Origin of the sequence: Curtobacterium sp. MCSS17_005, assembly GCF_003234225.2 — a bacterium.
Lineage (GTDB): Bacteria > Actinomycetota > Actinomycetes > Actinomycetales > Microbacteriaceae > Curtobacterium > Curtobacterium flaccumfaciens.
In genome coordinates, this window is the sequence record NZ_CP126258.1 from 1,751,259 (window position 1) to 1,777,160 (window position 25,902).

Here is a 25,902-nt window from a genome sequence, read left to right on the forward strand (position 1 = left end):
GGAGGAACCGTGAACGGAACGACGACAGGAGTGCTCTACGTGCACTCCTCACCCCGCGCGCTCTGCCCGCACGTCGAATGGGCAGCAGGTCGCGCCATGAACCGCGCCGTGAACTTCTCGTGGCTCGACCAGCCCGCACAGGACGGTGCGCGCCGGACCGAGTACACGTGGACCGGTGCGGTGGGCGCCGGTGCCGCGATCGCGTCGGCCCTGCGCGGATGGGAACACCTGCGGTACGAGGTCACCGAGGAGCCGACGAGCGCCTCGGACGGCGGCCGCTGGATGCACACGCCCGACCTCGGCGTGTTCTACGCCCAGACCGACGTCACGGGCAACATGGTCATCCCCGAGGACCGGGTGCGCTACGCGATGGAGGTCGCGGGCAGCAACGCCCTCGAACTGCACCGTGAGCTCCGACTCGCCCTCGGGCAGGCCTGGGACGACGAGCTCGAGCCCTTCCGCCACGCGGCCGAGGGCAACCCGGTCGTCTGGCTGCACCGCGTCGGCTGAGCCAACTCGCAACACGCCGGCGTCTCGGGTGCGCCGGACGCCGACGTCGGGTGCGCAACACGCCGGCGTGTTGTCCTGACTCCGCCGAAGACTCGAGACGCCGCCGAATACGGCGGCGTCTCGTCGTTCCCGGGGCGCCTCAGCGACACGACGGCGTGTTGGCGGGACTCCGGACCGGCACCGGAACGACGGAAGCCCGCCCCGACGACGCGGGACGGGCCTCCAGGCCGGGGCGGACGTGCCCCGGGTACGACGGATCAGACGCTGCGGAACGCGACCACGGCGTTGTGGCCGCCGAAGCCGAACGAGTTGCTGACCGCGAGCAGGTCGCCCTCGGGCAGCGCACGCGGTTCGCGGGCCACGTCCATGACGATCTCCGGGTCCTGGTCGTGCAGGTTGATCGTCGGCGGGGCGACGCGGTTGTGCAGCGCGAGGACGGTGAAGACCGCCTCGATCGCACCGGCACCACCGAGCAGGTGGCCCGTGGACGCCTTGGTGGCGGACACCACGACGTCGTCCAGGTGGTCGCCGAAGACCCGACGCATCGCGTGGTACTCGGCGACGTCTCCGACGGGGGTCGAGGTGGCGTGCGCGTTGACGTGCACGACGTCCTCGCGGCTGGCGTCGGCGTGCTCGAGGGCCTGCAGGACCGCGCGGGCGGCGGCGCTGCCCTCGGGGTCCGGCGCGGTGATGTGGAAGGCGTCCGAGGTGATGCCGGCACCGGCGACCTCGGCGTAGATGGTCGCGCCGCGGGCTTCCGCGTGCTCCTTCGACTCGAGGATGAGCGCCGCGGCGCCGTCACCGAGCACGAAGCCGTCGCGCGTGACGTCGTACGGACGCGACGCGGTCTCGGGGGAGTCGTTGCGGCGCGACAGCGCCTGCATCGCGGCGAACGCGGCCAGCGGAAGCGGGTGCAGCGCGGCCTCGGCGCCACCGGTGATGACGATGTCGGCGTCGCCGTCGGCGATGTGCCGGTACGCCTCGGCCAGCGACTCGGTCGAGGACGCGCAGGCGGACAGGTAGGTGCGGGCGCCGCCACGGGCGCCGAACTCCATCTCGATGGCGGCGGCGGGGCCGTTCGCCATGAGCATCGGGACCGTCATCGGCAGGACGCGACGCGGACCCTTCTCGCGCAGGGTGTCCCAGGCGTCGAGCAGCGTGTTGACGCCGCCGATGCCGGTCGCCCAGTCGACGATGAGGCGCTCGGGGACGACCGACTCGTCGTCGATGCCGGCGTCGGCCCATGCCTCGCGCGCCGCGACGAGCGACAGCTGCGACGAGGGGTCGAGGCGCTTCGACTCGGGGCGGGTGAGCTGGTCGGTGAGGAACCGGCGCGCCTGCCCGGCGAACTCCACGGGGAGCTCGAGCTCGGCGTAGCGGGGGTCCTCGATGCGGGTGACGCCGGACTTGCCGGCGAGCAGCGCGTCCCAGGTGTCCGGGGCGGTCGCGGCGAGGGGTGAGATCGCACCGATCCCGGTGACGACGACGGTCTTCTTGGTCATGGAACGACGTGTTCTTTCGTTGGGGTGAACAAGATGAGCGCCGCGGCCCGCAGGGGTCCGCGGGCCGCGGCGCTCAGGAAGCTCGTGTCAGGCCTGGGCCTTGACGATGTAGTCGACCGCGTTGCCCACGGTCTTGAGGTTCTTGACCTCTTCGTCCGGGATCTTCACGTCGAACTTCTCCTCGGCGTTGACCACGATGGTCATCATCGAGATGGAGTCGATGTCGAGGTCGTCCGTGAAGGACTTGTCGGCGGCGACGGTGTCGGTGGCGATACCGGTCTCGTCGTTGATCAGCTCGGCCAGGCCGGCGAGGACTTCTTCGTTGGACAGGGCCATGAGTGTTCTCCTTGAAGGGGGGTGTCGTTTGACCGTTGACCAGCCTAGGGCACGCGGGGTCCGGGTGCGCGGAGGCTCGTCGGGATGGGGACCGGGCGCGCAGTTGCGCGACCGGACGGGGATCAGGGGAGGACGACCACCTGGGCACCGAACACGAGTCCGGCGCCGAAGCCGATCTGCAGGGCGAGGCCGCCCGACAGGTCCGGGTGCTCCTCGAGCAGGCGGTGCGTGGCGAGCGGGATGCTGGCGGCGGAGGTGTTGCCGGTGGTGGTGATGTCGCGGGCGATCGTCACCGTCTCGGGCAGGCCGAGCTGCTTGGCGAACTCGTCGATGATGCGGATGTTCGCCTGGTGCGGCACGAAGGCGGCCAGGTCCTCGGGGCGGACGCCGGCGGTCTCGAGCGCCTGGCGGGCGACCTTGACCATCTCCCAGACGGCCCAGCGGAACACCGTCTGCCCGGCCTGGCGCATGGTCGGACGCGGTGCCCCGGCCTCCCACTCGTTGTAGGTCGCGGTCATGCCGATGGCGTCCCACTTCGAGCCGTCGGAGCCCCAGATGGTGGGGGCGATGCCCGGGAAGTCGCTCGGGCCGATCACGGCGGCGCCGGCACCGTCCCCGAGCAGGAACGAGATCGAGCGGTCGGTCGGGTCGACGACGTCGCTGAGCTTCTCTGCCCCGACGACCAGCACGTGGTCGGCGAGCCCGGACTTGATGAACGAGTCGGCCTGGGCGATGCCGTAGGCGTACCCGGCGCAGGCGGCGCTGATGTCGTACGCGGCCGCCGGGGTGGCACCGATGCGCTCGGCGAGCAGCGACGCCATCGACGGGGTCGCGACGGTGTGCGTGACGGTGCTCACCAGTACGACGCCGATCTGGGACGGCTCGATGCCGGCCTTCTCGATGGCCTCGCGCGCGGCGGCCTCGGCGAGGTCGACGGCCTCGACGTCCTTGCCCGCGCGCTTGCGGGTGATGATGCCGGTGCGCTGGCGGATCCACTCGTCGGACGAGTCGATCGGGCCGACGAGGTCGTCGTTCGGCACGACGTTCTCGCCGCGGGCGGCGCCGAACGCCAGGATCCGGGTGAACTCGTGACCGCGGCGCTGCTGGAGCAGCGGGCGCGCGGATCCGGTCGGGAGGCCCGTGGGGGCGTCCGTCGGGGTGGTCGGGTCGGTCATGCGGTTGCGTCTGCTTCCTGGCCCGCGCGCTGCAGCAGGTCGATCGCTGCAGGCAGGTCGTCGGGGGTCTTGATGGCGACGGTCGGCGTGCCGCGGAGGCCGCGCTTCGCCAGGCCGACGAGGGCACCGGCGGGTGCGAGCTCGATGATGCCGGTCACGCCGGCGGCGGAGAAGGACTCCATGACCGCGTCCCAGTGCACGGGGTTCGCGATCTGCTGGACCATGAGGTCGACGAAGCGGCGACCGTCGTCGACCCGGGAGCCGTCGGCGTTCGTCCAGATCGGCAGGGTCGGGTCCTGCACGGAGGCGGCGGCCGCGACCGGGGCGACCCGCTCGACGGCGGGGGCCATGTACCGGGTGTGGAACGCACCGGCCACGGCGAGCGGGATCACCCGGGCCTTGGCGGGCGGGTCGGCGGCGAGGGCCGCGATGGCGTCTGCGGCACCGGCGACGACGGTCTGGCCGCCACCGTTGTGGTTCGCGGGCACCAGGCCGTGCTCGGCGAGGGCTGCGGCGACCGCGTCGGCGTCGCCACCGAGGACGGCGGCCATCGAGGTCGGCTCGAGCGCGGCTGCGTCGGCCATGGCCCGTCCGCGCTCGGCGACCAGGGCGACGGCGTCGGTCGGCTCGAGGATCCCGGCGACCGCGGCGGCGGTGAACTCACCCACCGAGTGTCCGGCGACCCCGCCCACCAGGGCACGACGGCCCTCGGCGAGCAGGGCGTGGGCGGTCACCAGGCCGGCGGCCACGATGAGGGGCTGTGCGAGTGCGGTGTCCTTGATGGTGTCCGCGTCGGAGTTCGTGCCGTGCTCGGCGAGGTCGACGCCGATCGACTCCGACCACTGCCCGACTCGTTCACGAACGGTGGCGTCCTCGAGCCAGGGGGCGAGGAAGCCGGGGGTCTGGGAGCCCTGTCCGGGCGCGACGACGACGATCACCGGACAATCCTCGCGTTCTCGCCCCGCGGGGCCCGTGTGGACTTCCCACACGAATCCCCGCGGGACATTGTCGGTTCTCCACCGTCCGGAGCGCTCTAGCGTCGGGGCGTGATGCGGCGGCGTCCGGTCGCGGACTCGGACATCGCGCCGAGGATGAGCGCCGACTGCACGATCAGGGCGTCACGGGCGTGCGTGGCGTCCCAGCCGATGATGTCGGCGACGCGGCGCAGGCGGTAGCGCACGGTGTTCGGGTGCACGAAGAGCTCGCGCGCCGTGGCTTCGAGCGAACGCCCGGTGTCCAGGTAGCACCACAGCGTCTGCAGGAGCTCGGTGGACTGGTCCTTGAGCGGGACGTAGATGCGCTGCACCAGGGCCGACCGGGCGAGCGGATCGCCGGCCAGGGCCCGTTCGGGCAGCAGGTCGTCGGCCAGGGCCGGGCGGGGCACGCCACGCCAGGCCCGCGCGACGGCGAACCCGGCGAGGGCGGCCTTCGCGCTCGTCGAGGCGTCGACGACCCCGGGGACCTCGTTGCCGAGCACCAGGTGGCCGTCACCGAACAGCGGTTCGAGGGCCTGCGCGATGGTCGTGAAGGAGACGGGCTCCTCGCCCTCGGGGACGTCGTCGCGCGGGGTGGCGCGGCCGATCACCACGACGAGCCGCGACCCCTGGACCCCGACGAGCACGTCGGCGTCCATGTGTCGTGCGGTGCGCCGGACCTGGTCGACCTCGAGCTGCTTCGGTGCGGTGCCGACGAGCACCGCGACCTCGCCGTGGCCGTGCCACCCGAGGGCGGCGATGCGCGAGGGCAGTTCGTCGTCGTACTCGCCGGAGAGGATCGAGTCGACCACGAGCGCTTCGAGCCGGGCGTCCCACAGGCCGCGGGCCTCGGCCGCACGGGCGTACACGTCGGCTGCGGCGAACGCGATGTCGCGGGAGTACTTGAGGATCGCCTCCTGCAGCATCTCGTCGTCGGCGGCGCGTTCCTCGACCACGGTCACCACGACGCGGATGAGCTGCAGGGTCTGCTGCAGGCTCACCGAGCGCAGGAGTTCCCGCGGCGCGGACCCGAAGACGTCGGCCGCGGCGATCCACGGCGTCGACGCGGTGCCCTCGAGCCAGCTGATGAACGAGGTGATCCCGGCCTGGGCGACGAGGCCCACGGCGGAGCGGCGCCCCGGTGGCATCTCGCTGTACCAGGGGAGCGTGTCCTCGAGCCGCTTGATCGTGGCGGTGGAGAGTTCTCCGGACACCTGACGGAGCCAGGAGAGCGCACGCTCGCGCGCGCTCTCCTGGCTCTCGTGGTCCGGGCGGACCGTCGTCACGGGTTGATCAGCTCTCGCCGCCCGCGCTGCCGGTGGTGCCGGCGGTCACGTCGTGCAGGCGGTACTTGTCGATCGCCTGCTGGACGAGCGCGCCGTCGACCTTGCCCTGGCGGGCGAGCTGCTGCAGCGTCCGCACGACGACCGAGGGGCCGTCGATGTGGAAGAAGCGGCGAGCGGCCGGACGGGTGTCCGAGAAGCCGAAGCCGTCGGCGCCGAGGGTGGCGTAGTCGGTCGGCACGAACGGGCGGATCTGCTCCTGCACCAGGTGCATGAAGTCGCTCACGGCGACGACCGGCCCCTCGGTGCCGAGCAGCCGCTCGGTGACGAACGGCGTGCGGGCCGGCTCGTTCGGGTTGAGGAACGCCTGCTGCTCGGCGGCCACACCGTCGCGGTACAGCTCACCCCAGCTCGTGACGCTCCACACGTCGGCCGACACGCCCCAGTCCTCGGCGAGGAGCTGCTGCGCCTCGAGGATCCACGGCACGGCGACACCGGACGCGAGCAGCTGGGCCTTCGGGCCGTCGTGCTCGCTCGGCTTGAGCAGGTACATCCCCTTGAGGATGCCCTCGACGTCGACGCCCTCGGGCTCGGCCGGCTGGACCAGCGGCTCGTTGTAGACCGTCAGGTAGTACATGACGTTCGGGTCGGCGTGCTTCGGCGAGCCGTCCTCGTTCGTGCCGTACATGCGGTCGAGGCCGGCCTTGACGATGTGGCCGATCTCGTAGCCGTACGCCGGGTCGTACGAGACGACGGCCGGGTTCGTCGTGGCGAGGAGCGGCGAGTGGCCGTCCGCGTGCTGCAGGCCCTCGCCCGTCAGCGTGGTGCGGCCGGCCGTCGCGCCGATCATGAAGCCACGGGTCATCTGGTCACCGGCGGCCCAGATGGCGTCGCCGGTGCGCTGGAACCCGAACATCGAGTAGAAGACGTAGACCGGGATGAGCGGCTCGCCCTGCGTCGAGTACGAGGTACCGACCGCGGTGAACGCCGCGAGGGCGCCCGCCTCGTTGATGCCGACGTGGATGATCTGGCCCTGCGGGCTCTCCTTGTAGGCCAACAGGAGCTCGCGGTCGACCGACGTGTAGTGCTGGCCGTTCGGGTTGTAGATCTTCGCCGACGGGAAGTAGGCGTCCATGCCGAACGTGCGTGCTTCGTCCGGGATGATCGGGACCACGCGGTCACCGAAGTCGGGCGAGCGCAGCAGGTCCTTCAGCAGGCGCGCGAACGCCATGGTGGTGGCGACCTCCTGCTTGCCGGAGCCCTTCTTGACGACCTGGTACTTCGAGTCGTCCGGCAGCGTGAACTGCGTGTACTTCGTGCGACGTTCCGGCACGTAGCCACCGAGCGCGCGACGACGCTCGTGCATGTACTGGATCGCCTCGTCGTCGTTGCCCGGGTGGTAGTACGGCGGCGTGTACGGGTTCTCTTCCAGCTGCGCGTCGGAGATCGGGATGCGCATCTCGTCGCGGAACTGCTTGAGGTTGTCGAGCGTGAGCTTCTTCATCTGGTGGGTCGCGTTGCGGCCCTCGAAGCTCGGGCCGAGGCCGTAGCCCTTGACCGTCTTCGCCAGGATGACGGTCGGCTGGCCCTTGTGCTCGGTCGCGGCCTTGAACGCGGCGTAGACCTTGCGGTAGTCGTGGCCGCCACGCTTGAGGTTCCAGATCTGGTCGTCGGTGTAGTCCTTGACGAGCTCGAGCGCCTTCGGGTCGCGCCCGAAGAAGTTCTCGCGCACGTAGGCACCGTTCTCGGCCTTGTACGTCTGGTAGTCGCCGTCCGGCGTCTGGTTCATCAGGTTGAGGAGTGCGCCCTCGGTGTCACGGGCGAGCAGGTCGTCCCACTCGCGGCCCCAGACGACCTTGATGACGTTCCAGCCCGCACCGCGGAAGAACGCCTCGAGCTCCTGGATGATCTTGCCGTTGCCACGGACCGGACCGTCGAGTCGCTGCAGGTTGCAGTTGATGACGAAGTTCAGGTTGTCGAGGCCGTCGTTCGCGGCGACCTGGAGCTGCCCGCGGGACTCGACCTCGTCCATCTCGCCGTCGCCCAGGAACGCCCAGACCTGCTGGTCCATGGCGTCCTTGATGCCGCGGTTCGACAGGTACTTGGCCTGCTGCGCCTGGTAGATCGCGTTGATCGGGCCGATGCCCATCGACACGGTCGGGAACTGCCAGAAGTGCGGCATGAGGCGCGGGTGCGGGTACGAGGACAGGCCGCCGCCGGCGTGCGACTTCTCCTGCCGGAACCCGTCGAGCTGGTCCTCGGAGAGGCGCCCTTCCATGTACGCGCGGGCGTACATGCCGGGGGAGGCGTGGCCCTGGAAGAAGACCTGGTCGCCACCGGAGGGGTGGTCCTGCGCGCGGAAGAAGTGGTTGTAGCCGACCTCGTACATCGCGGCGCTCGACGCGTACGTCGAGATGTGCCCGCCGACCGCGATGCCCGGACGCTGTGCGCGGTGCACCGTGATGGCCGCGTTCCAGCGGATCCAGCGGCGGTACCGGCGCTCCAGCTCTTCGTCGCCGGGGAACTCCGGCTCGTTCTCCGGCGCGATGGTGTTCACGTAGTCCGTCGTCGGGACCATCGGCACACCGAGGTGCAGTTCCTTGGACCGCTTGAGCAGGCTCAGCATGATCTCGCGACCGCGCTGGTGTCCGTGGGTCTGGACCAGCCCGTCGAGGGACTCACGCCATTCGGCGGTCTCCTGCGGATCCTGGTCGTTCGCCCCGGTGCTGTACGGGTCCTGGTCGTTCACCGTCACCCTTGACCTCGTTCGTTCTCGTGGTGGTGGACATGGTGGCTCCGGTGGTCGGGTCGCGACCGGCTGGGGCCCCGTCCACTCTAGGCCCCAGGACCGACGCTGATGCTGATGGTGACGTGCAGGTGGACGGGTGCTTGCATTCGGGTGTCGTCGGCGTAGCATGGCCGATCGTGCACACGCGATCCGCGGCGCACGGACCCGACGGGCACACCCCACGCCCGAGGAAGAAGCACACGTAGCGATGGCACTGGAGATCGGCTCACTCGCGCCGGACTTCGAGCTCCCGAACCAGTTCGGTGAGCACGTCCGACTCAGCGACTTCCGCGGCAACCGCCCGGTCGCACTCGTCTTCTTCCCGCTGGCGTTCTCGTCCGGGTGCACGAACGAGCTCTGCACCCTGCAGGACAACATCACGATGTTCCAGGACCAGCGCATCGAGCTGCTCGGCATCTCGGTCGACTCGAAGGCGACGCTCCGGTCGTTCGCCGAGACGAACGGCTACGACTTCGAGCTGCTCGCCGACTTCTGGCCGCACGGCGCGGTCTCGAAGGAGTACGGCGTGTTCCTCGAGAACAAGGGCTTCGCCACCCGCGCGACCTTCGTCATCGACGTGCAGGGCCGCATCAAGGCCTCGATCATCACCGAGCCCGGCCTGCAGCGCGACGTCGCCGAGTACAAGGCAGCCCTCGACCGGCTCGCCGCCTGCTCGGCACCCGTCCCCGTCGGCTAGCGTTCCGAATCCCTCCTGACGGACGCGTCCGCGTCGACGGTCGGACAGGAGGCCCGGTGCACGCCATCGACACCGACCCACGTGGTCGCGGGGTCACTGCTGAGCCCTACGCGCCCTTCCCGGTGTCGGCCACGCCCGCCACGTGGGACCTCCGGCGCCTCGAGGTCCCGACGACGTCCGGCCCCGTCGTGGTGCACCACCGGCCGGGGCACGACCCGCTCCTGCTGCTCCACGGCGTCGCCGGCTCCTGGTCGACGTGGACCCCGTTGCTGCGCGCCGCGGACGGGATCGGGGACCGCGGGCTGGTGCTCGTCGACCTGCCCGGGTGGGGATCGTCGCCGGCGCCGGACGGACCGCTCGACCTCGACGCCGTCACGGGTGCCGTGTCGGCGGTCCTCGGTGCGCTGGGCCTCGGCGCGGTCGACGTGGTCGGGCACTCCATGGGTGCGTTCGTCGGGTTGCACCTGGCCGTGGTGGCGCCCGAGCGGGTGCGGTCGCTCGCCCTGGTGTCCGGCACCACGGTCGCGACGGCCGGCGCGGCTCGGCACCCAGTGCGGGCGATCGGCACGCTGCCGGCGTTCACCCTGCTGCGTGCGGGTCTCACGGTGACCGGTGGCACCGCTCGTTGGCTGCTCCGGGGGATCGCGCGGATCGGTCTGTTGCCGCTCGTCGCGGCGCCGGTGTTCACGCACGTGCGACGCCTGGACCCGAGCGTGCTCGAGGCCTTCGTCGAGGAGCTCCGGCCGGAGCAGTTCACCGAGGCGGCACGGTCGGCGGCGGCGTACGACGTCGACCGGTGGCGTGCCGTCACCTGCCCGGTGACGGCGATCGCCGGCCACGACGACGTGTTCGCCCGTGTCTCGGACCTCGAGGCCCTGCGGGAGATCGTGCCGCAGACCCGGACGGTGCTCCTCGACGACTGCGGCCACTTCGCCCACGTCGAGCGTCCCGACGCCGTCGCGCGGGAGCTCGGCCTCCGCTGACCCGGGCGGACCGCGTCAGGTGTGGACGGGGAACGTCGCCGCGACGCGGGAGCGCACCTCGGCGACGACGGCCTCGCGCATCGCCGGGGAGAACAGCGCGTGGTCGCCGTCCTCGACGCGGACGACGGACACCGAGCCGCGACGGTCGTCACCGGGCCAGCGCCGGACGGCCTTCTGCCCACCGAGCCGGTCGAACAGGGCGGCGTCCTCGGGAGCGACGATCACGACGACGTCGGTGCCGTGCTCGACGAGCGGGCGGACGTGGCCGACGACCCCGCCCATCCGGTCGCGGCGGGCGATGCGGTCTCGGACGGCCTTCGGCACGAACCGGTTGTACCGCTCGCGAACCCACATCCGTGCGGGCGACGGGGCGTCGATCGCCCGGACCCCGTCGGCGTACGAGCCGGGCTCGGCCGGGACGCGACGGTAGTCGTTCGGGCTGATCTCGACGACCAGACGCGGGGCCTCCTCGACGGCGCGGCCCGCGACCCAGGCGCCGGCGCACATGCCGACGAGCACGAGCCGGTCCGATGGTGTGGCGAGTGCGGTGACGACGGCGGTCTGGTCCTCCACCCACTCCTGCGCGAACAGGAAACTCCGCTCGTCCTCGTGCACGCCGGTGCTCTCGCCGGTGGCACGACGGTCGACCCGGACGACCCGGGCGCCGTCGCGGGCGAGGGCGCGGGCGAGTTCGACCTGGTAGTCGGTGGCACCCACGCGGTGCTCGGCGCCGCCGCTGTGGAGCACGACGACGGGGGCGTCGTGGTGCTGGGCGGACGAGACGGTCTCGATCCCGAACAGGCCCTGTTGGCCGAGGTGGACGATGCGCTCCGACACGCGGCCGTCGACGTCGAGGACCTCGTCGAGGACGGGCGTGCGGACGGGCACCGCTGACCCGGGGGCCCAGGTGCCGAGCCAGGCGACGACGGTGTCGACGGCGGCTCCGGGGATGCGGGCGTGGATGCTCGTGCCGTCGAGGAGCTCGGCGCTGCCGGTGACCTCGGTCACGTCGACGCCACCGAGCGGCTTCGGCGGCCGGGCACCGGGACGGACGAGCGCGACGGTGGGCCCGGTGCGCGGGGCGAAGGCGAGGTCCGAGAGCGCGGCGGCCTCGTCGGGCTCGACGTCGAACCCGATGAGGCTCTCGACGCCGTCGACCACGCGGTCGGCACCGATCGTGATGGTCGCGAGGGCGCGCTGCCGACGGAGCCACCCCTTGCCCGATGCCGGGGCGTCCCAGACGACGAGGCCGTCGGTGTCCGCGGCCGCGTTCGCCGCGACGAGGGCGGCCGAGGCGAGCCCGACGAACGCGACGTGCTGTACCCCGGTCGTGCGGAGCACGGCGGCGGCGTGGCGTGCGGACCGCACCTGCGCGTCCGGTGTGGTGTCGGGGGCGCCGTCACCACGTCCGGACGGGTCGTAGCGCACCGAGGCGATGCCACGGGCCTCCAGACGGTCTGCCAGCAGACGGAGCGTGCGGTACGCGATGACGCCCTCCTGCCCGAGCGGCGGGCAGATGACGACGCCGGCGCGCGCGGCGGCGGGGAGCTGGACCGCGGCGCGGATCGCCGGCGATCCGGACCAGCCGTGCAGCGTGGTCACAGGGCGAGGGCGGCGCGGGCGGACGCCGGCCAGGCGTCGAGGTCCGTGCCGTGGGCGGCGAACAGGGCGATGGTGATGCGCTCCAGGCCGAACGCGATGCAGGCGCTGTGCGCGACCTGTCCGTCCTCGGTGCGGAGGCCGAACGAGGTGCCGAAGTGGTCCTCGTGCAGGTTCGCGGAGCTGATCGCGGTGGCGTCGTGGTCGGGGCCGTAGACCTTCGTCACGAACTCGAACTTGAGCGCCTGCTCGACCTGGTTGCGAGCGAGCATCTGCCCGACGCGGCCGAAGAAGGGGTCGTTGGCGGGGACGACGTCGATCTCGAGCCCGAACGACTCGAGCAGGGCGCGCATCACCGGGATGCTGCCGTCTCGGTGAGCCGCTGCGGACGCGGGTGTGCCGACGTGCACGAACTCGTGCATGTGGAAGGCCTGCAGGCGCATCGGGTCGAGCGAGGGCTCGCGGCGGAAGGAGTCGCCGAGGACGTCGAAGAACCGCCCCTGCTGCGGCACGGTGTCGCCGATCAGGCCGTAGACCGGGTGGCAGACCGCGGGGGTGAGCATGAGGTCGGCCGGCTCGAGGAACCCCTCCCAGCGCTCACCGCGCTCGCGGGCGGCGAGCAGTGCGCGGTGGGTGCGGTCGTCACCGGTGAACCCGGAGATCGACGCGGCGAGGTCCGGGAACGACGCGATGTAGTCGGTGCGCTCGAACGACGCGAGCGGCTCGACCGGCGGGAAGCGCAGGACCTCGGCGCCGAGGTGCTGCTGGCTGCGGACCGCAGCGGCGTCGACCGCGGCGTACACGCGCTCGAAGACCCCGGTGCGGCCGTAGAGGCCGGGTGTACCGAGGTCGAGGAGGACGTCGTCGGTGAGCAGGCGGGCGCGGAGGGCGGCGCGGGCGGCGTCGAGCGCCGCGGTGGTGTCCGCGGCGGCGCTGTCCGCGGTGGTGGTGTCGGTGGTGTGCGTGGTGGTGTCCGTGATGGTCACAGGATCACTCCCGTCATGATGGCCAGGTCGGCGTCGTTCTTGAGGAGGCGGTCGTTGCTCACCATGACGGCGGCCCCGTGGGCGTCTCGGAGGTGTCGGGCGATGCTCATCGGACCCGAGGCGGCGTAGCCCGCGATCCCGACGATGCGCAGCGCCTTCGTGACGATGTCGGTGACGCGCTCGGACGCACCGATCTTCAGGGCGTTCGCGGCCAGGGCGTACGCGCTCGAGGCCAGCACGTCCGGGTCGTCGGCGGCGGCGTCGAACCGTTCGGCGGCGTGGCGCACCGAGTCGGCCAGGGCCTGCAGGTCGACCAGGAGCTCGGCCAGCCGCAGGGCACCGGGCGGGGTCGTCCCCACGGCGGCGCGGGCCTGCTTGCGGACGGCGCTGCGGGCACGTTCGGCGGACGAGACCGCGATGCCGAGCCAGACCGAGGCCCAGAGCACGTGCGACACCGGCAGGACGGTCTGGGCGGAGATCGCGGCGTAGTCGTCGCGGAACACCCGGTCGGTCGTCGTCTCGGTGTCGAGGATCCACCCGTTGCTGCACGTGCCGCGGAGCCCCATGGTGTCCCAGGTGGACGTCTGCGACAGGACCATCGTGTCGGTGCGGCAGATGAGCAGTCGCTGGTCCGACGCCGGGGCGTCGGGGTCGCGGCGGGCGGTGACGAACACCGCGTCGGCCTCGGTGGCGTACGAGATCACCGGCGCGTCCTTGCGCAGGCGGATCCGGCCGTCGTCGGTCGGCTCGATGGAGCAGGTGGACCGCCGGGCGTCGCCGCCGACGCCGCGCTCGGTGGTGGCCGACGCGACGAGTGCCCCACCCCGGACGGCCTCGATCGTCTCGAGCACGCCGGCGCCGTCGCCGCCGTGCCGCCAGAGCGCCATGACCTGGCCCTGGTGCATCGCGAACACCATGCCGGTCGCGGCGCAGGCCCGGCCGAGTTCGGTCGCGATCGCGGAGAGCTCCGCCACGGAGGCACCCTCGCCACCGTGCTCGGTCGGCACCGCTGCCGCGAGCAGGCCGTACTCCCGCATCGCGGCGATGGCCTCGCGCGGGGGTCGGGCGTCGCGGTCGACCTCGTCGGCGAACTGTGCGGCGACCTCGGCCACCGCGCTCGCACGCTCGGCGAAGCGGTCGACGACCGACGGTGCCGGCAGGACGAGGGTCACGAGGCGAGCTCCGCGGCGAGCTCCGCCGCGGCGACGATCGACTCGACGCTCGCGAAGGTGGACCGGTTCAGCACGGAGTCGGGGAACTCGACGTCGAGGTCGGACTCCACCGCGAGCATCACGTTGACGGTGGCGTGCGAGGTCAGGCCGAGGGCGTAGAGGTCGGCGATCGACGCGACGTCCCACGCGTCGACCGTCAGCCGGCCGTGCTCGGCGAGGGCGCGACGGACGGCCCGGTCGGTGGCCGGGTCGGCGATCGTCGCGGTCGTGCTGGAGGGGTTCGGGTCCTGTTCCATGACTGCAACCGTAAAGAGGAACGGCCCTCGGGAAACCGCCGTGCGGGTGCGGGAAACCGCACCCCTGTCCGGAGCGCCGGGTCAGCGCTCCGAGAGGGCCACCGCCGTCGCCACCGCGAGCCCCCGTTCGTGTGCCAACGAGACCGCGATCGGGCCGCACCCGATCGACTCCGCCAGGGCCGCGGCCGCTCCGGACAGCTCGACCGTGGGGGCGCCGCCGGCGTCGAGCACGACGGCGACGTCACGCAGCGGGATCGCCTGGTCCGGAGCCGGCCGCAGCAGTTTCACGACGGCCTCCTTGCCCGCGAACCGGGCAGCGAGGCGCTCTGGGTCGTCGCCGGTGTCGGTGCGCTCCCGCAGGGTGAACACCCGGTCCAGGTACCGCTCGCCGTGCGCGGTCACGGCGTCGACGACGTCCTCGACCGCGGCGAGGTCGGTGCCGGTGCGGATGGTCATCACGAGGAGCAGGCTACGCACCGGTTGTCCACAGTGCATGCCCTGACCGGCATGGGGCACGCCGGGGGTTCGTATGATCGTCGCCAGGGACCACCGAGGGGGAACGATGGCATCACCGTGGGCGGGCATCATCGAGGACGCGCGGCACTACCCGTCGCCGCACAACTCGCAACCGATCGTCGTGCGCGTCGAGGACGACCGCACCGCGACCGTTTTCTACGACCTGCATCGGGGGTTGCCGGCGGAGTCGTTCGGCATCCCGTTCGGGCACGTCTGCGCCGGGTGTTCCTGGCCGGGCTCGACGTGGTGGCGCGGGCGCACGGGTTCACCGTGCAGGAACGGCTCGACCACGCCGAGATGGACTTCGGTCGGCTCGGCGCCGGTGCGGACGACCACCTGCACCGACTGGGCACGGTGACGTTGCGTCCGCACGTGGTCACCGCGGACGACCGGGAGGCCCTGGCCGGCTTCCTCGCACGGCGAACCTCGCGCAGGCCCTACGACGCAACGCTCGTCGACGCCACCGCGATCGAGGCCGCGTCCGCCATCGCGTCGGCGGCCGGACAACGCTTCCGCACCTCCGACGACCGGACCACCGTCGACGAGATCGTGCGCGTCAACCAGGAGACCCTGTTCGACGACCTGCAGCACGACGCCGTGCACGACGAGATCCTGCACTGGCTGCGGTTCTCGAAGCGACAGGCAGCGGCCACCGGCGACGGGCTGTCCGCCGAGACGATGCTCATGCCCGGCCCGGTGCTCCGGTTCGCCATGGAGCACCGCGGACTCTGGCAGGCCCCGGGCATCGGCGGGGTCTTCCGCAGGGTGTACCTGTCCACCATGCGGGGCGTCCGACAGCTCGCCTGGCTCGAGGGACCGTTCAGCACCCCGGCCGAGTACGTCGAGGCCGGACGGGTCTTCATGCGCATCTGGCTCGAGTTCTCCGCACGCGGCATCGCGATGCACCCCTTCGGCACCGTGATCACCAACCCGCGGTCACACGCGGCGTTCGTGGAACGGGCGGGCGTCGACGAGTCCGACGGGCGGATGGCCTGGATGCTGTTCCGCTTCGGACGCAGCGACCCACCACCCCTGGCACACCGCCGACCCGCCGCAGCGATGACCGTCGGCGGTGCCCGGTGAAGCGCGCAGCGGTGTTCTCGGTGGTGTGGGTGGTCGAGACGTTCGTCGCGCTGTTCATGCCCCGCGTCGGCACCCACAAGCTCCTGCTCACACCGGGCATCGAGCCGCTCCGCTGGACCCTCGGACGCTGGCGTGCCTGGCGGACCGCGGAACGGGCTGCGAAGCGGGTCCCCGCGTACCGGGCGTTCCTGGCGGAGTCCGGACGCGCCTCCAGGCTCGACACCCGTGGTGGGATCGCCGCGGCGATCTCGGGACTGCCCGAGATGGACAAGGACTCCTACGTCAAGCGCTGGAGCATCCCCGAGCGCTGCATCGACGGACGCCTGCCCCGACGCGGCGTCGTCGTCGACGAGTCCAGCGGCTCGAGCGGCACCCCGACCAGCTGGGTGCGCGGCCCCGACGAACGCCAGGCCACCCGACAGCTGCTGCAGCTCGGGTTCTCCCGCACCGCGAAGGACCTGTCGAAGCAGCCGTTCGTGCTCAACGCCTTCTCGCTCGGGGCCTGGGCCACCGGGATGAACGTGACCGCCTCGCTCACCGAGTCGTCCATGATCAAGTCGATCGGCCCGGACGGCGACAAGATCGTGCAGACGATGCGCGAGTTCGGCACCGACTTCACCTACATCATCTGCAGCTACCCGCCGTTCCTGAAGGCCCTGTTCGAAGACGACCGACTCGACTGGAGCCAGTACACGATCGTCGCCGCGTTCGGGGGCGAGGGCATCAGCGAGAACATGCGCGCCCACATCGAGCAGTACGCGCAGGCCGTGCTCGGCTCCTACGGGGCGAGCGACCTCGAGATCAACCTCGGCATCGAGACCCCGTTCAGCGTGCAGCTGCGCCGGGCGATCGCCGCCTCACCGGAACTCTCCGCCGCCCTGACCAAGCAGGGCGAGTACGGGGTGCTCCCGATGGTGTTCCAGTTCAACCCGTTCGGCTACCTGATCGAGACGAACGACCTCGGCGAACTCGTCGTCACCATTGCCCGCTCCGAGAACATCAGCCCACGCATCCGCTACAACATCCACGATCGCGGACACGTGGTGCGGATGAAGGAGCTGCGGTCCGTGCTGCGGGCGACCGGACACGCGGCGCTCGCCGCGGAGGCCGAGCTCGACCTGCCGCTGCTGTTCCACTACGGCCGGTCCGACCTGTCCGTCGACTACAACGGCGCCGTCGTCGCACCCGACGTGGTGCGGGACGTCGTGTACGGCGACCCGGAGCTGCTCGAGGCCGTCGAGAACCACCGGCTGATCAGCTACGAGGACGACCGCGGTGACCGGCAGCTGCACATCGCGTTCCAGCTCGCCTCGGGTGCCGGCGGGTTCGACGCGGACGCCGCCCGGGGCGACGTGATCGCCGAGCTGCGGCGGTTGAACAAGGACTTCTCGAACGCGATCCGTACGGCGCCGCCGGGCACGCTGCCGACGGTCGCGTTCTACCCGTACCGGACGGGGCCGTTCCGCGAGGACGGCAAGAAGCTCAAGAACGAGTACGTGTGGCAGCTGCCGGCCGGGTCGGTCGCGCAGTGGGACCTCGACCTGTCGTGGGTCGCGGCGAAGGAGGCCTGAGCCGAGCCGGTTCCGGCGCTAGTCGTACTGCGGGGGCCAGTCGAAGGGCGCCGGCAGGTGCGGGACCTCGCCGACGGTCGTGACGACGAGGACGATCTGTCGCAGGTTCGACAGTTCGACCGAGCGCGGGTTGCCGATCCTCCGGTGCCCGTCGACCCACACCGTCAGTTCGCCGCGCAGGCCACCGACGTGCTCCGGACCGAGCGAGACGCCCCACTCGTCGAAGAACTGGCCGAGCGTGAACGTCTGCTCCGTCGGGGACTCGACGTGCACGATGCCCGAGGTGTCGTGCGTGTGGATCTCCGCGGCGAACTTCCGGCTGTCGGAGTGCCCGACGTTCGCGGGGACGGTCACCGGCTCGTCGCCGTCCAGGATCGTCAGGTGCGTGTGCACGTGCTCGGCCAGCCGTTCGCCCCAGACGTTCCGGAGTCCGGCGGACTCGGCGCGGGCCGTCAGGTCGGTCGGCCGTGGCCACGGCGGAGCGTCGCGGGCGGTGGCCGGTCCGGATACGGCGCACCCGGACAGCAGCAGGAGTGCGGCCGCGACCGCGACGCTCCGCAGGTTCACCAACGGTCGTGGACGCTCGCGCGGAACCACGTGTCGTACAGGTCGTGCACGGTGGCGTCGAGCCCCTCGATCGGCGGCAGGTCGCCGGCGGCGGCGTTCGAGCGCGCCTGCTCCGGGTTGCGCGCGCCCGGGATCGCCGCGGTGACGCCGTCCTGAGCGAGGATCCACGCGAGTGCCGCCTGCGGGACCGAGACGGCGTCCGGCAGGGACGCCGCGAAGGTCTGCGCCGCGCGCACGCCGTCGTCGTAGTCGACGCCGCTGAAGGTCTCGCCCTGGTCGAAGGCCTCGCCGTGGCGGTTGTAGTTGCGGTGGTCGCCCTCGGCGAACGACGTGTCGGTCGTGTACTTGCCCGAGAGCAGCCCCGAGGCCAACGGGACGCGCGCCAGGATGCCGACCCCTGCCTCCAGGGCGGCCGGCAGCACGCGGTCGAGCGGCTTGAGGCGGAACGCGTTGAGGATGATCTGGACGCTCGCGACGCCGGGCCGGGCAATCGCGGTGAGGGCCTGGTCGGCGGTCTCGACGCTGACGCCGTAGGCGGCGACCGAGCCGTCGGCGACCAGCGCGTCGAGGGCGTCGTAGACGGCGTCGTCCTCGTAGACCGGGGTCGGCGGGCAGTGCAGCTGCACGAGGTCGAGGGTGTCCTGCCGGAGGTTCTGCCGCGAGCGGTCCACCCACTCGCGGAAGTTCGCGGCGACGTAGTTCTCGGGGACCTGGTCGGCGCGCCGGCCCATCTTCGTGGTGATCGTCAGCGGCACGTCGGGGTTCGCGGCACGCCACGCGCCGATGAGCTGCTCGCTCCGGCCGTCGCCGTAGACGTCGGCGGTGTCGAACAGGGTGACGCCCGACTCGACGGAGGCGTCCATGACGGCGTTGGCGTCGGCTTCGGAGACGGGGCCCCAGTCACCGCCGAACTGCCAGGTGCCGAGACCGATGGGGGAGACGGAGCGGCCGGTGCGGCCGAGGGTGCGACTCTGCATGGGTCCGAGCGTAGTCAGACGTGCGCGGGCGGGTTCAGCCGATCGTGGAGACGCCGCGGCGCAGGAGCGCTCGCGCCGCCCGGGCGCGGGGGATGACCCACACGGCTGCCCACAGAGCCATCGCGCTCCACAGCAGGATGAGCATCGTCGTGATGAGCGTGCCGTGCTGGTCGCGCATCGACCAGGTCATCGCGATCCACAGCACGCCGAGGACGACCTTGCCCCAGCCGGCGCCCTCTCGGTCGGCCTGCGCCTGGACGAGCGGGATCCACTGGTCCGCCGGCACACCGGCGGGCACCTGGCCGTCGGCGATCCACTCGCGGACGACGATCGACCGTTCGTAGCCGCCCTCGGTGCGCCAGGCGCGGCGCTGCAGGACGACGGCGATCGCGGCACCCGCCACGGCGGTCGGGATGCCGACCGAGACCAGGACGGCGGTGGTCGCCTCGGTCCACGAGGACAGGACCAGCATGACCAGGACGACGGCGAAGGCCGCTCCCGTCACACCCGCACCGAGCAGGCGGAGCCGCCCGGCTTCGTCGAGGACACCGACTCCGACACCGTTCACGGGGGAGAGCGTACCTGCGGTGATCGGGGCCCCGGGGCGTTCGTTCAGCTCAGTGCCAGCAACCAGCACATGCCGGCGGCGGCGAAGGCCATCGCCCAGCTCACCAGGCTACCGATCAGGAAGTACTCGGCCTGGTACCCGGTCGTCTCGCGGCGGATCTCGGGGAACCGGACGATCCCCTTCGCAGCGATCAGTGCCGCCACAACGGGGAAGGCGCCGGCCAGCGAGAACCCGGCCAACAGCAGGCGCTCGATCGGGCCGATCATGCGCCCGCCCTTGAGGGTGACCGTGCCGTCCGTGTCCGTACCTGCGTCTGCGTCTGCGTTCTCGTCGGCTTCGCGTGCCCGGGTGGTGCGGTGCCAGCCGAAGCGCTTCCGGCTGGTCGGCCCGGCCACCACTGCACCGGGCCGTGCGTCGGGCGACAGCCCCGGCGGCAGCGCCTGGGCGACGACCACGTTGGCCGAGTCGACCAGGAACAGCGCCGATCCGATGCCGGCGACGAGCGCCGCGAGCGGCACCGCTCCGACGAACGCCGGGCCGGCGTCGCGGTGCCAGTCGACCACGAAGCCGGACGCGTCGGCAGTCGGTGCCCAGAGCAGCAGCGCGGCGACGGCGACCGCGAGCAGGACGGCCGGCCAGGAACCCGAGCGGCGGAGCCAGGGGAGTGCCCGATCGCGACCGCCGGGTGCGCCCCCGGACCGCACCGGGATCGTGGTCGCGACCCACAGGGCTGCGAGGACGACCGCGACCAGCACCGACCAGACGGCGAGGCCGAGGCCGAGCACCGCCACCGTCGTCACGGCGGCCCAGAGCAGCACGATCACCGTGGTGGTCAGCACGCGCCGTGGTGTCGCGTCGGTCCCGGTGCGTGCGCGGACGACGTCGGCGAGCCCGACGAGGGTCAGGAGGACTCCGGCGAGCATCAGCGGCCCCCGTCCCCGAGGACACGCAGGCCCTCGACCAGGGCGGCGACGCCCGACCTCTGCACGGACTGGGACACCGCCGACGGGGTGATCCCCTCGTCCGCGGCGATCTGCGCCTGCGTCCGGCCCTGGACCAGACCGAGTGCGATCCGGCGCGCACGGGGTGCGAGCCGCGAGACGACGTGGTCCCGGCTGAGGAAGTAGGCGTTCACGAGTCGCTCCGTCGTTCCGTGGCGGTCGTCGGCGTCGTGGTACCAGGACCGCAGGAACGCGGTCCGGCCGTCCTCGCGCCGGTGGGTCTCGTTGATGGCGTCCCGCGCCGACCACCAGCCCGGGCCGTCCTGCAGCGGGCCGGCGCCGCCGGTGCCGATCGTCCGGACCTGCCCGCGGCCGATGCCGAGGCGGATCTGCACGGTCGGGGGGAGTGCGAGGGTCGCGGCCGTCGTGGCCAGCAGCGCGTCGGTGAGCGTGCTGTAGATGACCTGGAACTCGTCGCCGACCGTGGCGCGGAGGGGGTCGAGCGCGGTGATGTCCGCGGTACTGTCGAAGGCGTGCTCGACGTCCTGCTGGGCTGCGGAGCGGTCATCGAGCGTGCGGGAGTCGACCAGGTCGACGATCACGGCGATCACGGGCTCGGACTGCATGGGTTAAGCGTAGAGCTTCATATCGTCGAAAGTAAGTCTGGGGCTAAACTCCACCGGCTGCCGTGACGCTCTAGGATGGTCGTGAGGGCCTTTAGCTCAGCTGGTAGAGCGCCACGTTTACACCGTGGATGTCGTCGGTTCGATCCCGGCAGGGCCCACCCAGAAGACCCGGGTTCAGCGCGTGGCCGGTCCTTCACCGGGACCGGCCGACGATCCGTCAGTCGCTGAGGTGCCACGGCCATCCGGCTTCGAGGTCGCCGCCGGCTCGCTGATCGTCGATGTGCTCGCCGTGCCCACGGACAGCAGGATCAGCGCGCGCGCCGTTGCGGAGCCGGCCTCGCACCCGTAGACGACGAGCTGCAGGCCGGGTGACCCCTCGACGGCGAAGGTGTGTGCGTCGAACTCCAGCCGCCCGACCTCCCCGTGCTCGAACTGTTTCGCGGTGGTCGTCTTGCGCCGTACCCGTTGCGTACTCCACCGGTCGGCGAACTCCGGGCTGCCGTCGTTCACTTCCGCAATGAGACGAAGGAGGCGCGGGTCGCCCCCGAACTCCGCGGTCGCCGCCCGCAGGCTCGCGACGGTTGCGTCGGCGGCGCGGGCCCAGTCGGCGTGGAAGTGCCGCGCCGTCGGGTCGAGGAAGGTCATCCGCACGAGGTTGTCGAAACGTCCGAAGGGTGCGTACACCGCACGGGCCAGGGCGTTCGCGGCGAGGACCTCGTGCGCGGGGTCGATCACGAACGCGGGGTGTGTCGACCACGAGTCGAGCAGTTGCCCGAGAGCCGGCGTCACCGACGTCGCCACGCGGGGGAGTCGCGGCGAAGCAACCAGCCCTGCCAACGAGAACAGGTGGTCGCGCTCGTCGCCCTGGAGCTCGAGCCCGTCGGCGATGCCCTCGAGCACGGCGGCACCGGGGCTCACCTCCCGCCCTTGCTCGAGACGCGTGTAGTAGTCGACGCTGAGGCCGCCCAGCACCGCGAGTTCCTCGCGGCGGAGCCCGGGAACCCGGCGGACACCTCCGCCTGGCAGTCCGAGCGACTCCGGGGCGAGGCGGCCGCGGACGGCGCGCAGGTACGCGGCGAGGGTGAGGTCGTCGGCGGGCATGGGCACGGGACCAGGGTAGGTGGCAGGAGTTCCGTCTCCCTGGTCCTGCCGCACCCCGGGAGGACAGGGCGATGGTCCGGGGCTGCACGGCGTCGAGGCTGGGAGCATGGACACCAACAGCACAGCCCGGCCCGTTCACCCCTACCTCGGCCTCTGGGTCACCGCCGATGGCCGCATCCGCTACGAGCTGCGGCCCGACGGCCGCTACGTGGAGGCCCGAGGTGACCGTGAGGCGGCCTACGTGGGCGCCTACGAGGTTGACGGCGACCACATCGACTACCGAGACGACACCGGCTTCACCGCGGACGGCGACTTCAGGGACGACGTCCTGCACCACGCGGGCATGGTGCTGCACCGACGGAAGGTCGTCCTGGTGACGGGCGCCTCGAGCGGCATCGGGCGCGCGACGGCCGTCCGTCTCGCCGCGGCCGGCCACCCCGTCGTGCTCGGGGCCCGGCGCACCGACCGGCTCGACGAGCTCGTCAGCGAGATCGAGGCGGCGGGTGGCACGGCGATGGCAGTGCCGCTCGACGTCACCGCCCTCGTCTCGGTGCAGGAGTTCGCGGCTGCCGCCCGGGCACGCTTCGGGCGGATCGACGTGCTCGTCGCGAACGCCGGCGTGATGCCGCTGTCGCCCCTCGCCGCAGGTCTCGTCGACGAGTGGGACAGGATGATCGACGTCAACGTCCGCGGCCTCCTCCACGGCATCGCGGCGACACTGCCCACCATGCTCGCGCAGGGCACGGGCCACGTCGTGACGATCGCGTCCGTCGGCGCCTACGACGTCTCGCCCACGGCTGCCGTCTACTGCGGCACGAAGTTCGCAGCACGGGCGATCACCGAGGGGCTCCGCCAGGAGTCACCGCGTGGAATCCGTGTCACCACCGTGTCGCCCGGAGTCACCGAGTCCGAGCTCGCCGCAACCATCACCGACGCCTCCGCCGCCGCCGCGATGGTCGTCTACCGTGCCGAGTCGATCTCCGCCGACGCGATCGCCCGCGCCGTCTCCTACGCGGTGGCCGAGCGACCCGACGTCGACGTGAACGAGATCGTCGTGCGGCCTGCGGCCCAACGTTGATGTGATGCGCAGGAGCGTGCTGCGTGAGAGCATGCGGTCGTGACCGACGAACCCCTGCTCGGGATCCACACGGCGTGGCAGGGCCTGGTCGACCGTGAGCGGATCGACGCGGTGCTCCGGCCTGGTCGAGGGGTGCGGCCTTCGCCGGAGCCGGAGCCGGAGACGGAGCCGGAGACGGAGCACGCGGCGGTGTCAGCGCCGGTTCGGTGAAGGGTCGTCGTCGGTCAGTTCTCGAGGACGGCGCGCTGCTGGTCGTACTGCTGGCAGGTCCGGTGTCCGCCCGTCTTCCGCACGACTGCGCCCGACGGGTCACGCGTGATCCACCACCAGATCGCGATGCAGAGCGCGTCGACCGGCAGGGCCGTGCCGAGCCCGACCAGGAGCTGCCGGCCGAGGTCCGTGCGCCACGGCAGCCCCGAGACCTCGAGCGCGGTGAAGACGAGCGCGGTGACGACGAGGGTGATCGGGGTCAGCCAGAGCTTGCGCACCCTTCGCTGCCGGGCGGCGTCGAGTTCGTCCAGCCGGGCGAGCGGCAGTGTCGATCCGATGTGTTCACGGGGGGAACCACCGACGATGACCGCAGCGGGAGCCGTTGCCGGTGCCGAGTCGCTGTCCGGGGCGGGCCGCCACACCACGTCGTCCAGGAACTCGACCTCGTCGTCGATGCGGAACCAGCCGCCTTCGAAGCCGTCGGCAGCGGCGTCGGGATCGGCGCGGGGCGTGGTCGTGGTCACGTCGGTCATCCTGGCAGCAACCGGGCGCGCACCGGCACCACCGCTTCGGGGGCCGGTGCTGCACGTCGTGCGCTGGATGGTGCTGATCGGCGGGTCCATGGCGCGCGGAGATCGCGCCGACGCGGACACCGGTTCGTCGGGAGCGGTACTGTTCCCCTTCGTGAGTGTTCGTCGCCGTGCTTCCCGTGTCGTCTCCATCGGGGTGGTCGCAGCTCTGGCAGCGTCGTTGACCGGGTGCGGCGAGGGAGCCGGCGTCGACAGCGACTACGCGAAGATCTGCCGTGACAACGCGACCGAGAAGCGGTTGCCGGACGACGACTGCAACAACCACGGCGGGCACGCCGGCTGGTACTTCCTGCCGCTCTTCGCCAACCGTGCCACGAAGGTCCCCGGCGTGGGGGACGCCGTCTCCGGCGGCACGAGTACCCTGCCCGCCGGGAAGACCGCGAAGTCCGGCGTCTCGTCCCGTGGGAGCTCCGTCACCAAGGGCGGCTTCGGCGGAGCAGGCGGACACGGTGGGTTCGGCGGCTGATGGAGCGCATCGAGTTCCCCGAGCGTCCGGACTGGCGGCGCCGGATCCAGCAGACGGGGCTGATCTACTCGCGGTCCGTCCGTGACGACGGCACGCCCGTCGAGTACTGGAACGACACCGCCGCGTACGTCTTCACGCTGCCGGAGGTCGAGGCGCTCGAGCGGCAGACCGAGGAACTGCACCGGATGTGCCTCGAAGCCGCGCGGTACCTCGCCACCGGCGCCCTCGGCACGCTGGGCCTGACGCGAGCCGGGTTCGACCTCGCCGCCTGGTCGCTCGCGCACGATGAGCCCGACCTGTACGCGCGGTTCGACCTGGCCTACGCCGGAGACGGTTCACCCGCCAAGATGCTCGAGTACAACGGGGACACCCCGACCGGGTTGATCGAGGCATCGGTCACGCAGTGGCACTGGATGCAGGACCGGCTCGCAACCGGGGAGCTGTCCGCCGAGACCGACCAGTGGAACGGCATCCACGAGGCGATGGTGGCGCGCTGGCGGACACTGCTGCACGAGTCCCTGCGCGCCGAGGACGGTGGCCGACTGTTCGTGGCGCACTCCGACCTCGACACGGCGGGCGAGGACTGGGACACGGTCGCCTACATGCGTGACCTGGCGGGGGAGGCCGGGTGGGAGCACACCGGCATCGAGATGAAGGACATCGGCTGGCACGCGACGGCCCGTCAGTTCGTCGGCGACCAGGAGCCCGTCGGTTCGTCGCGGAGCGTGTTCACGCTGGCCGGGGACGAGCCGGGGACCCAGTACCCGGTGATCCGCAACCTGTTCAAGCTGTACCCGTGGGAGGACCTCGTCTCCGGGGACGACCGGGCGCAGGGCGACGAGGAGTTCGGCGCCTTCCTGGTCAGCGACCGCGGACGGCTCGGCCGCTGGTACGAGCCGGCGTGGAAGATGTTCCTGTCGAACAAGCTCCTGCTCGTCGCGCTCTGGCGCTTGTTCCCCGGCCACCCGAACCTGCTGCCGGCCTTCGCGGACGGTCCGAACGGCATGCGCGACTTCGTCGTGAAGCCCGTCTTCGGGCGCGAGGGCGACGGCATCGCGGTGCACCGGGCCGACGGTTCGGTCACGACGAACGGTCGCGAGTACCGACGCGCCGGCACCGGGGCCGAGCGGGTGTGGCAGCAGTACCACGAGCTCCCGGACTTCCCGGGATCGAACGGGCACAACCACCCGGTGCTCGGGTCATGGGTCGTCGGCGGCGAGTCCTTCGGGGTCGGCATCCGCGAGTCCGACGGGCCGATCACGGACTACTGGTGCCGGTTCGCCCCGAACGTCATCGCGGCCTGACGC

The 25,902-nt window shown here is 71.7% G+C and carries 27 protein-coding genes and 1 tRNA gene; 10 read left to right on the plus strand and 18 right to left on the minus strand.

Features of this window, described 5'->3' with window-relative positions; all coding sequences use genetic code 11:
- Positions 1-9 precede the first annotated feature (9 nt).
- Positions 10-510, plus strand: a complete 501-nt coding sequence (locus DEJ20_RS08435) for a DUF3145 domain-containing protein (protein ID WP_027465337.1) — start codon at positions 10-12, stop codon at positions 508-510.
- 257 nt (positions 511-767) lie between these two features.
- On the opposite strand, the gene DEJ20_RS08440 is transcribed toward DEJ20_RS08435, so the two are convergent.
- The 6 genes from DEJ20_RS08440 to aceE form a co-directional block, all read right to left on the minus strand.
- On the minus strand, positions 768-2,012 hold the full coding sequence (locus DEJ20_RS08440) for a beta-ketoacyl-[acyl-carrier-protein] synthase family protein (protein ID WP_111235150.1): 1,245 nt from the start codon (positions 2,010-2,012) through the stop codon (positions 768-770).
- Between the two features lie 87 nt (positions 2,013-2,099).
- Positions 2,100-2,348 carry an acyl carrier protein gene (locus DEJ20_RS08445; RefSeq protein ID WP_017886710.1) on the minus strand — a complete coding sequence of 83 codons (249 nt, stop codon included), beginning with the start codon at positions 2,346-2,348 and terminating at the stop codon, positions 2,100-2,102.
- Between the two features lie 122 nt (positions 2,349-2,470).
- Positions 2,471-3,523 (minus strand): beta-ketoacyl-ACP synthase III, encoded by a 1,053-nt coding sequence (locus tag DEJ20_RS08450; RefSeq protein ID WP_071405345.1) that lies wholly within the window; start codon positions 3,521-3,523, stop codon positions 2,471-2,473.
- Positions 3,520-4,461 carry an ACP S-malonyltransferase gene (locus DEJ20_RS08455; RefSeq protein WP_111235149.1) on the minus strand — a complete coding sequence of 314 codons (942 nt, stop codon included), beginning with the start codon at positions 4,459-4,461 and terminating at the stop codon, positions 3,520-3,522. The genes DEJ20_RS08450 and DEJ20_RS08455 overlap by 4 nt, the downstream gene beginning before the upstream one ends.
- A gap of 95 nt (positions 4,462-4,556) precedes the next feature.
- Positions 4,557-5,783, minus strand: a complete 1,227-nt coding sequence (locus DEJ20_RS08460; RefSeq protein WP_111033506.1) for a PucR family transcriptional regulator — start codon at positions 5,781-5,783, stop codon at positions 4,557-4,559.
- A gap of 7 nt (positions 5,784-5,790) precedes the next feature.
- Positions 5,791-8,535, minus strand: a complete 2,745-nt coding sequence (gene aceE / locus DEJ20_RS08465; RefSeq protein ID WP_111235148.1) for a pyruvate dehydrogenase (acetyl-transferring), homodimeric type — start codon at positions 8,533-8,535, stop codon at positions 5,791-5,793.
- A 241-nt stretch (positions 8,536-8,776) separates the two neighbouring features.
- On the opposite strand from aceE, the gene DEJ20_RS08470 reads away from it, so the two are divergent.
- Positions 8,777-9,265 (plus strand): peroxiredoxin, encoded by a 489-nt coding sequence (locus DEJ20_RS08470; protein ID WP_071248033.1) that lies wholly within the window; start codon positions 8,777-8,779, stop codon positions 9,263-9,265.
- 56 nt (positions 9,266-9,321) lie between these two features.
- The gene (locus tag DEJ20_RS08475) at positions 9,322-10,248 is read left to right on the plus strand and encodes an alpha/beta fold hydrolase (protein ID WP_181431523.1); all 927 of its coding nucleotides are present in this window, start codon (positions 9,322-9,324) and stop codon (positions 10,246-10,248) included.
- 15 nt (positions 10,249-10,263) lie between these two features.
- Here the strand turns inward: DEJ20_RS08475 and DEJ20_RS08480 are convergent, their stop codons facing one another.
- The 5 genes from DEJ20_RS08480 to DEJ20_RS08500 form a co-directional block, all read right to left on the minus strand.
- Entirely contained in the window at positions 10,264-11,850 is a 1,587-nt protein-coding gene (locus tag DEJ20_RS08480) for an alpha/beta fold hydrolase (protein ID WP_111235147.1), read from the minus strand.
- Complete coding sequence (locus DEJ20_RS08485) at positions 11,847-12,833, minus strand: amino acid--[acyl-carrier-protein] ligase (protein WP_220034979.1); 987 nt, start codon at positions 12,831-12,833, stop codon at positions 11,847-11,849. Before DEJ20_RS08485 ends, DEJ20_RS08480 begins: the two co-directional genes overlap by 4 nt.
- Complete coding sequence (locus tag DEJ20_RS08490) at positions 12,830-14,005, minus strand: acyl-CoA dehydrogenase family protein (RefSeq protein ID WP_071405339.1); 1,176 nt, start codon at positions 14,003-14,005, stop codon at positions 12,830-12,832. Before DEJ20_RS08490 ends, DEJ20_RS08485 begins: the two co-directional genes overlap by 4 nt.
- Positions 14,002-14,301, minus strand: coding sequence for an acyl carrier protein (locus DEJ20_RS08495; protein WP_111055374.1), 300 nt, complete (start codon positions 14,299-14,301; stop codon positions 14,002-14,004). Before DEJ20_RS08495 ends, DEJ20_RS08490 begins: the two co-directional genes overlap by 4 nt.
- A gap of 81 nt (positions 14,302-14,382) precedes the next feature.
- A complete protein-coding gene (locus tag DEJ20_RS08500; protein WP_171907809.1) occupies positions 14,383-14,757 on the minus strand; it encodes a holo-ACP synthase in 375 nt (124 codons plus the stop codon).
- Positions 14,758-15,039: 282 nt separating this feature from the next.
- Here DEJ20_RS08500 and DEJ20_RS08505 point away from each other — a divergent pair, with 282 nt between their 5' ends.
- Positions 15,040-15,900 (plus strand): nitroreductase family protein, encoded by an 861-nt coding sequence (locus tag DEJ20_RS08505; protein WP_258377147.1) that lies wholly within the window; start codon positions 15,040-15,042, stop codon positions 15,898-15,900.
- Positions 15,897-17,471: a phenylacetate--CoA ligase family protein gene (locus tag DEJ20_RS08510; protein ID WP_258377146.1), complete on the plus strand. Its 1,575-nt coding sequence runs from the start codon at positions 15,897-15,899 to the stop codon at positions 17,469-17,471. The genes DEJ20_RS08505 and DEJ20_RS08510 overlap by 4 nt, the downstream gene beginning before the upstream one ends.
- Positions 17,472-17,489: 18 nt before the next feature.
- Here DEJ20_RS08510 and DEJ20_RS08515 read toward each other — a convergent pair whose 3' ends face one another.
- From DEJ20_RS08515 to DEJ20_RS08535, 5 genes are read right to left on the minus strand one after another with little or no spacing between them, the layout of a single operon-like run.
- Entirely contained in the window at positions 17,490-18,038 is a 549-nt protein-coding gene (locus tag DEJ20_RS08515) for a hypothetical protein (protein WP_111235146.1), read from the minus strand.
- Positions 18,035-19,015: an aldo/keto reductase gene (locus tag DEJ20_RS08520; protein WP_111235145.1), complete on the minus strand. Its 981-nt coding sequence runs from the start codon at positions 19,013-19,015 to the stop codon at positions 18,035-18,037. The genes DEJ20_RS08515 and DEJ20_RS08520 overlap by 4 nt, the downstream gene beginning before the upstream one ends.
- A gap of 34 nt (positions 19,016-19,049) precedes the next feature.
- A complete protein-coding gene (locus DEJ20_RS08525) occupies positions 19,050-19,583 on the minus strand; it encodes a hypothetical protein (RefSeq protein ID WP_111235144.1) in 534 nt (177 codons plus the stop codon).
- A gap of 44 nt (positions 19,584-19,627) precedes the next feature.
- Complete coding sequence (locus DEJ20_RS08530) at positions 19,628-20,506, minus strand: hypothetical protein (protein ID WP_111235143.1); 879 nt, start codon at positions 20,504-20,506, stop codon at positions 19,628-19,630.
- Positions 20,506-21,150: a SatD family protein gene (locus DEJ20_RS08535; RefSeq protein WP_111235142.1), complete on the minus strand. Its 645-nt coding sequence runs from the start codon at positions 21,148-21,150 to the stop codon at positions 20,506-20,508. Before DEJ20_RS08535 ends, DEJ20_RS08530 begins: the two co-directional genes overlap by 1 nt.
- Before the next feature lie 85 nt (positions 21,151-21,235).
- On the opposite strand from DEJ20_RS08535, the gene DEJ20_RS08540 reads away from it, so the two are divergent.
- Positions 21,236-21,308, plus strand: a tRNA-Val gene (locus tag DEJ20_RS08540).
- 16 nt (positions 21,309-21,324) lie between these two features.
- Here the strand turns inward: DEJ20_RS08540 and DEJ20_RS08545 are convergent.
- On the minus strand, positions 21,325-22,251 hold the full coding sequence (locus DEJ20_RS08545; protein WP_111235141.1) for a helix-turn-helix transcriptional regulator: 927 nt from the start codon (positions 22,249-22,251) through the stop codon (positions 21,325-21,327).
- A 106-nt stretch (positions 22,252-22,357) separates the two neighbouring features.
- Between DEJ20_RS08545 and DEJ20_RS08550 the strand changes: the two genes are divergently transcribed.
- Positions 22,358-23,329, plus strand: coding sequence for an SDR family NAD(P)-dependent oxidoreductase (locus DEJ20_RS08550; protein ID WP_111235140.1), 972 nt, complete (start codon positions 22,358-22,360; stop codon positions 23,327-23,329).
- A 39-nt stretch (positions 23,330-23,368) separates the two neighbouring features.
- Positions 23,369-23,539: a hypothetical protein gene (locus DEJ20_RS08555; protein ID WP_181431522.1), complete on the plus strand. Its 171-nt coding sequence runs from the start codon at positions 23,369-23,371 to the stop codon at positions 23,537-23,539.
- Positions 23,540-23,553: 14 nt separating this feature from the next.
- Here the strand turns inward: DEJ20_RS08555 and DEJ20_RS08560 are convergent, their stop codons facing one another.
- Positions 23,554-24,063, minus strand: coding sequence for a hypothetical protein (locus DEJ20_RS08560; protein ID WP_146245411.1), 510 nt, complete (start codon positions 24,061-24,063; stop codon positions 23,554-23,556).
- Between the two features lie 160 nt (positions 24,064-24,223).
- On the opposite strand from DEJ20_RS08560, the gene DEJ20_RS08565 reads away from it, so the two are divergent.
- The gene (locus DEJ20_RS08565) at positions 24,224-24,595 is read left to right on the plus strand and encodes a tRNA-dihydrouridine synthase (protein WP_258377145.1); all 372 of its coding nucleotides are present in this window, start codon (positions 24,224-24,226) and stop codon (positions 24,593-24,595) included.
- Positions 24,595-25,899: a glutathionylspermidine synthase family protein gene (locus DEJ20_RS08570; protein ID WP_111235138.1), complete on the plus strand. Its 1,305-nt coding sequence runs from the start codon at positions 24,595-24,597 to the stop codon at positions 25,897-25,899. The genes DEJ20_RS08565 and DEJ20_RS08570 overlap by 1 nt, the downstream gene beginning before the upstream one ends.
- The last annotated feature ends 3 nt before the right edge of the window (positions 25,900-25,902 follow it).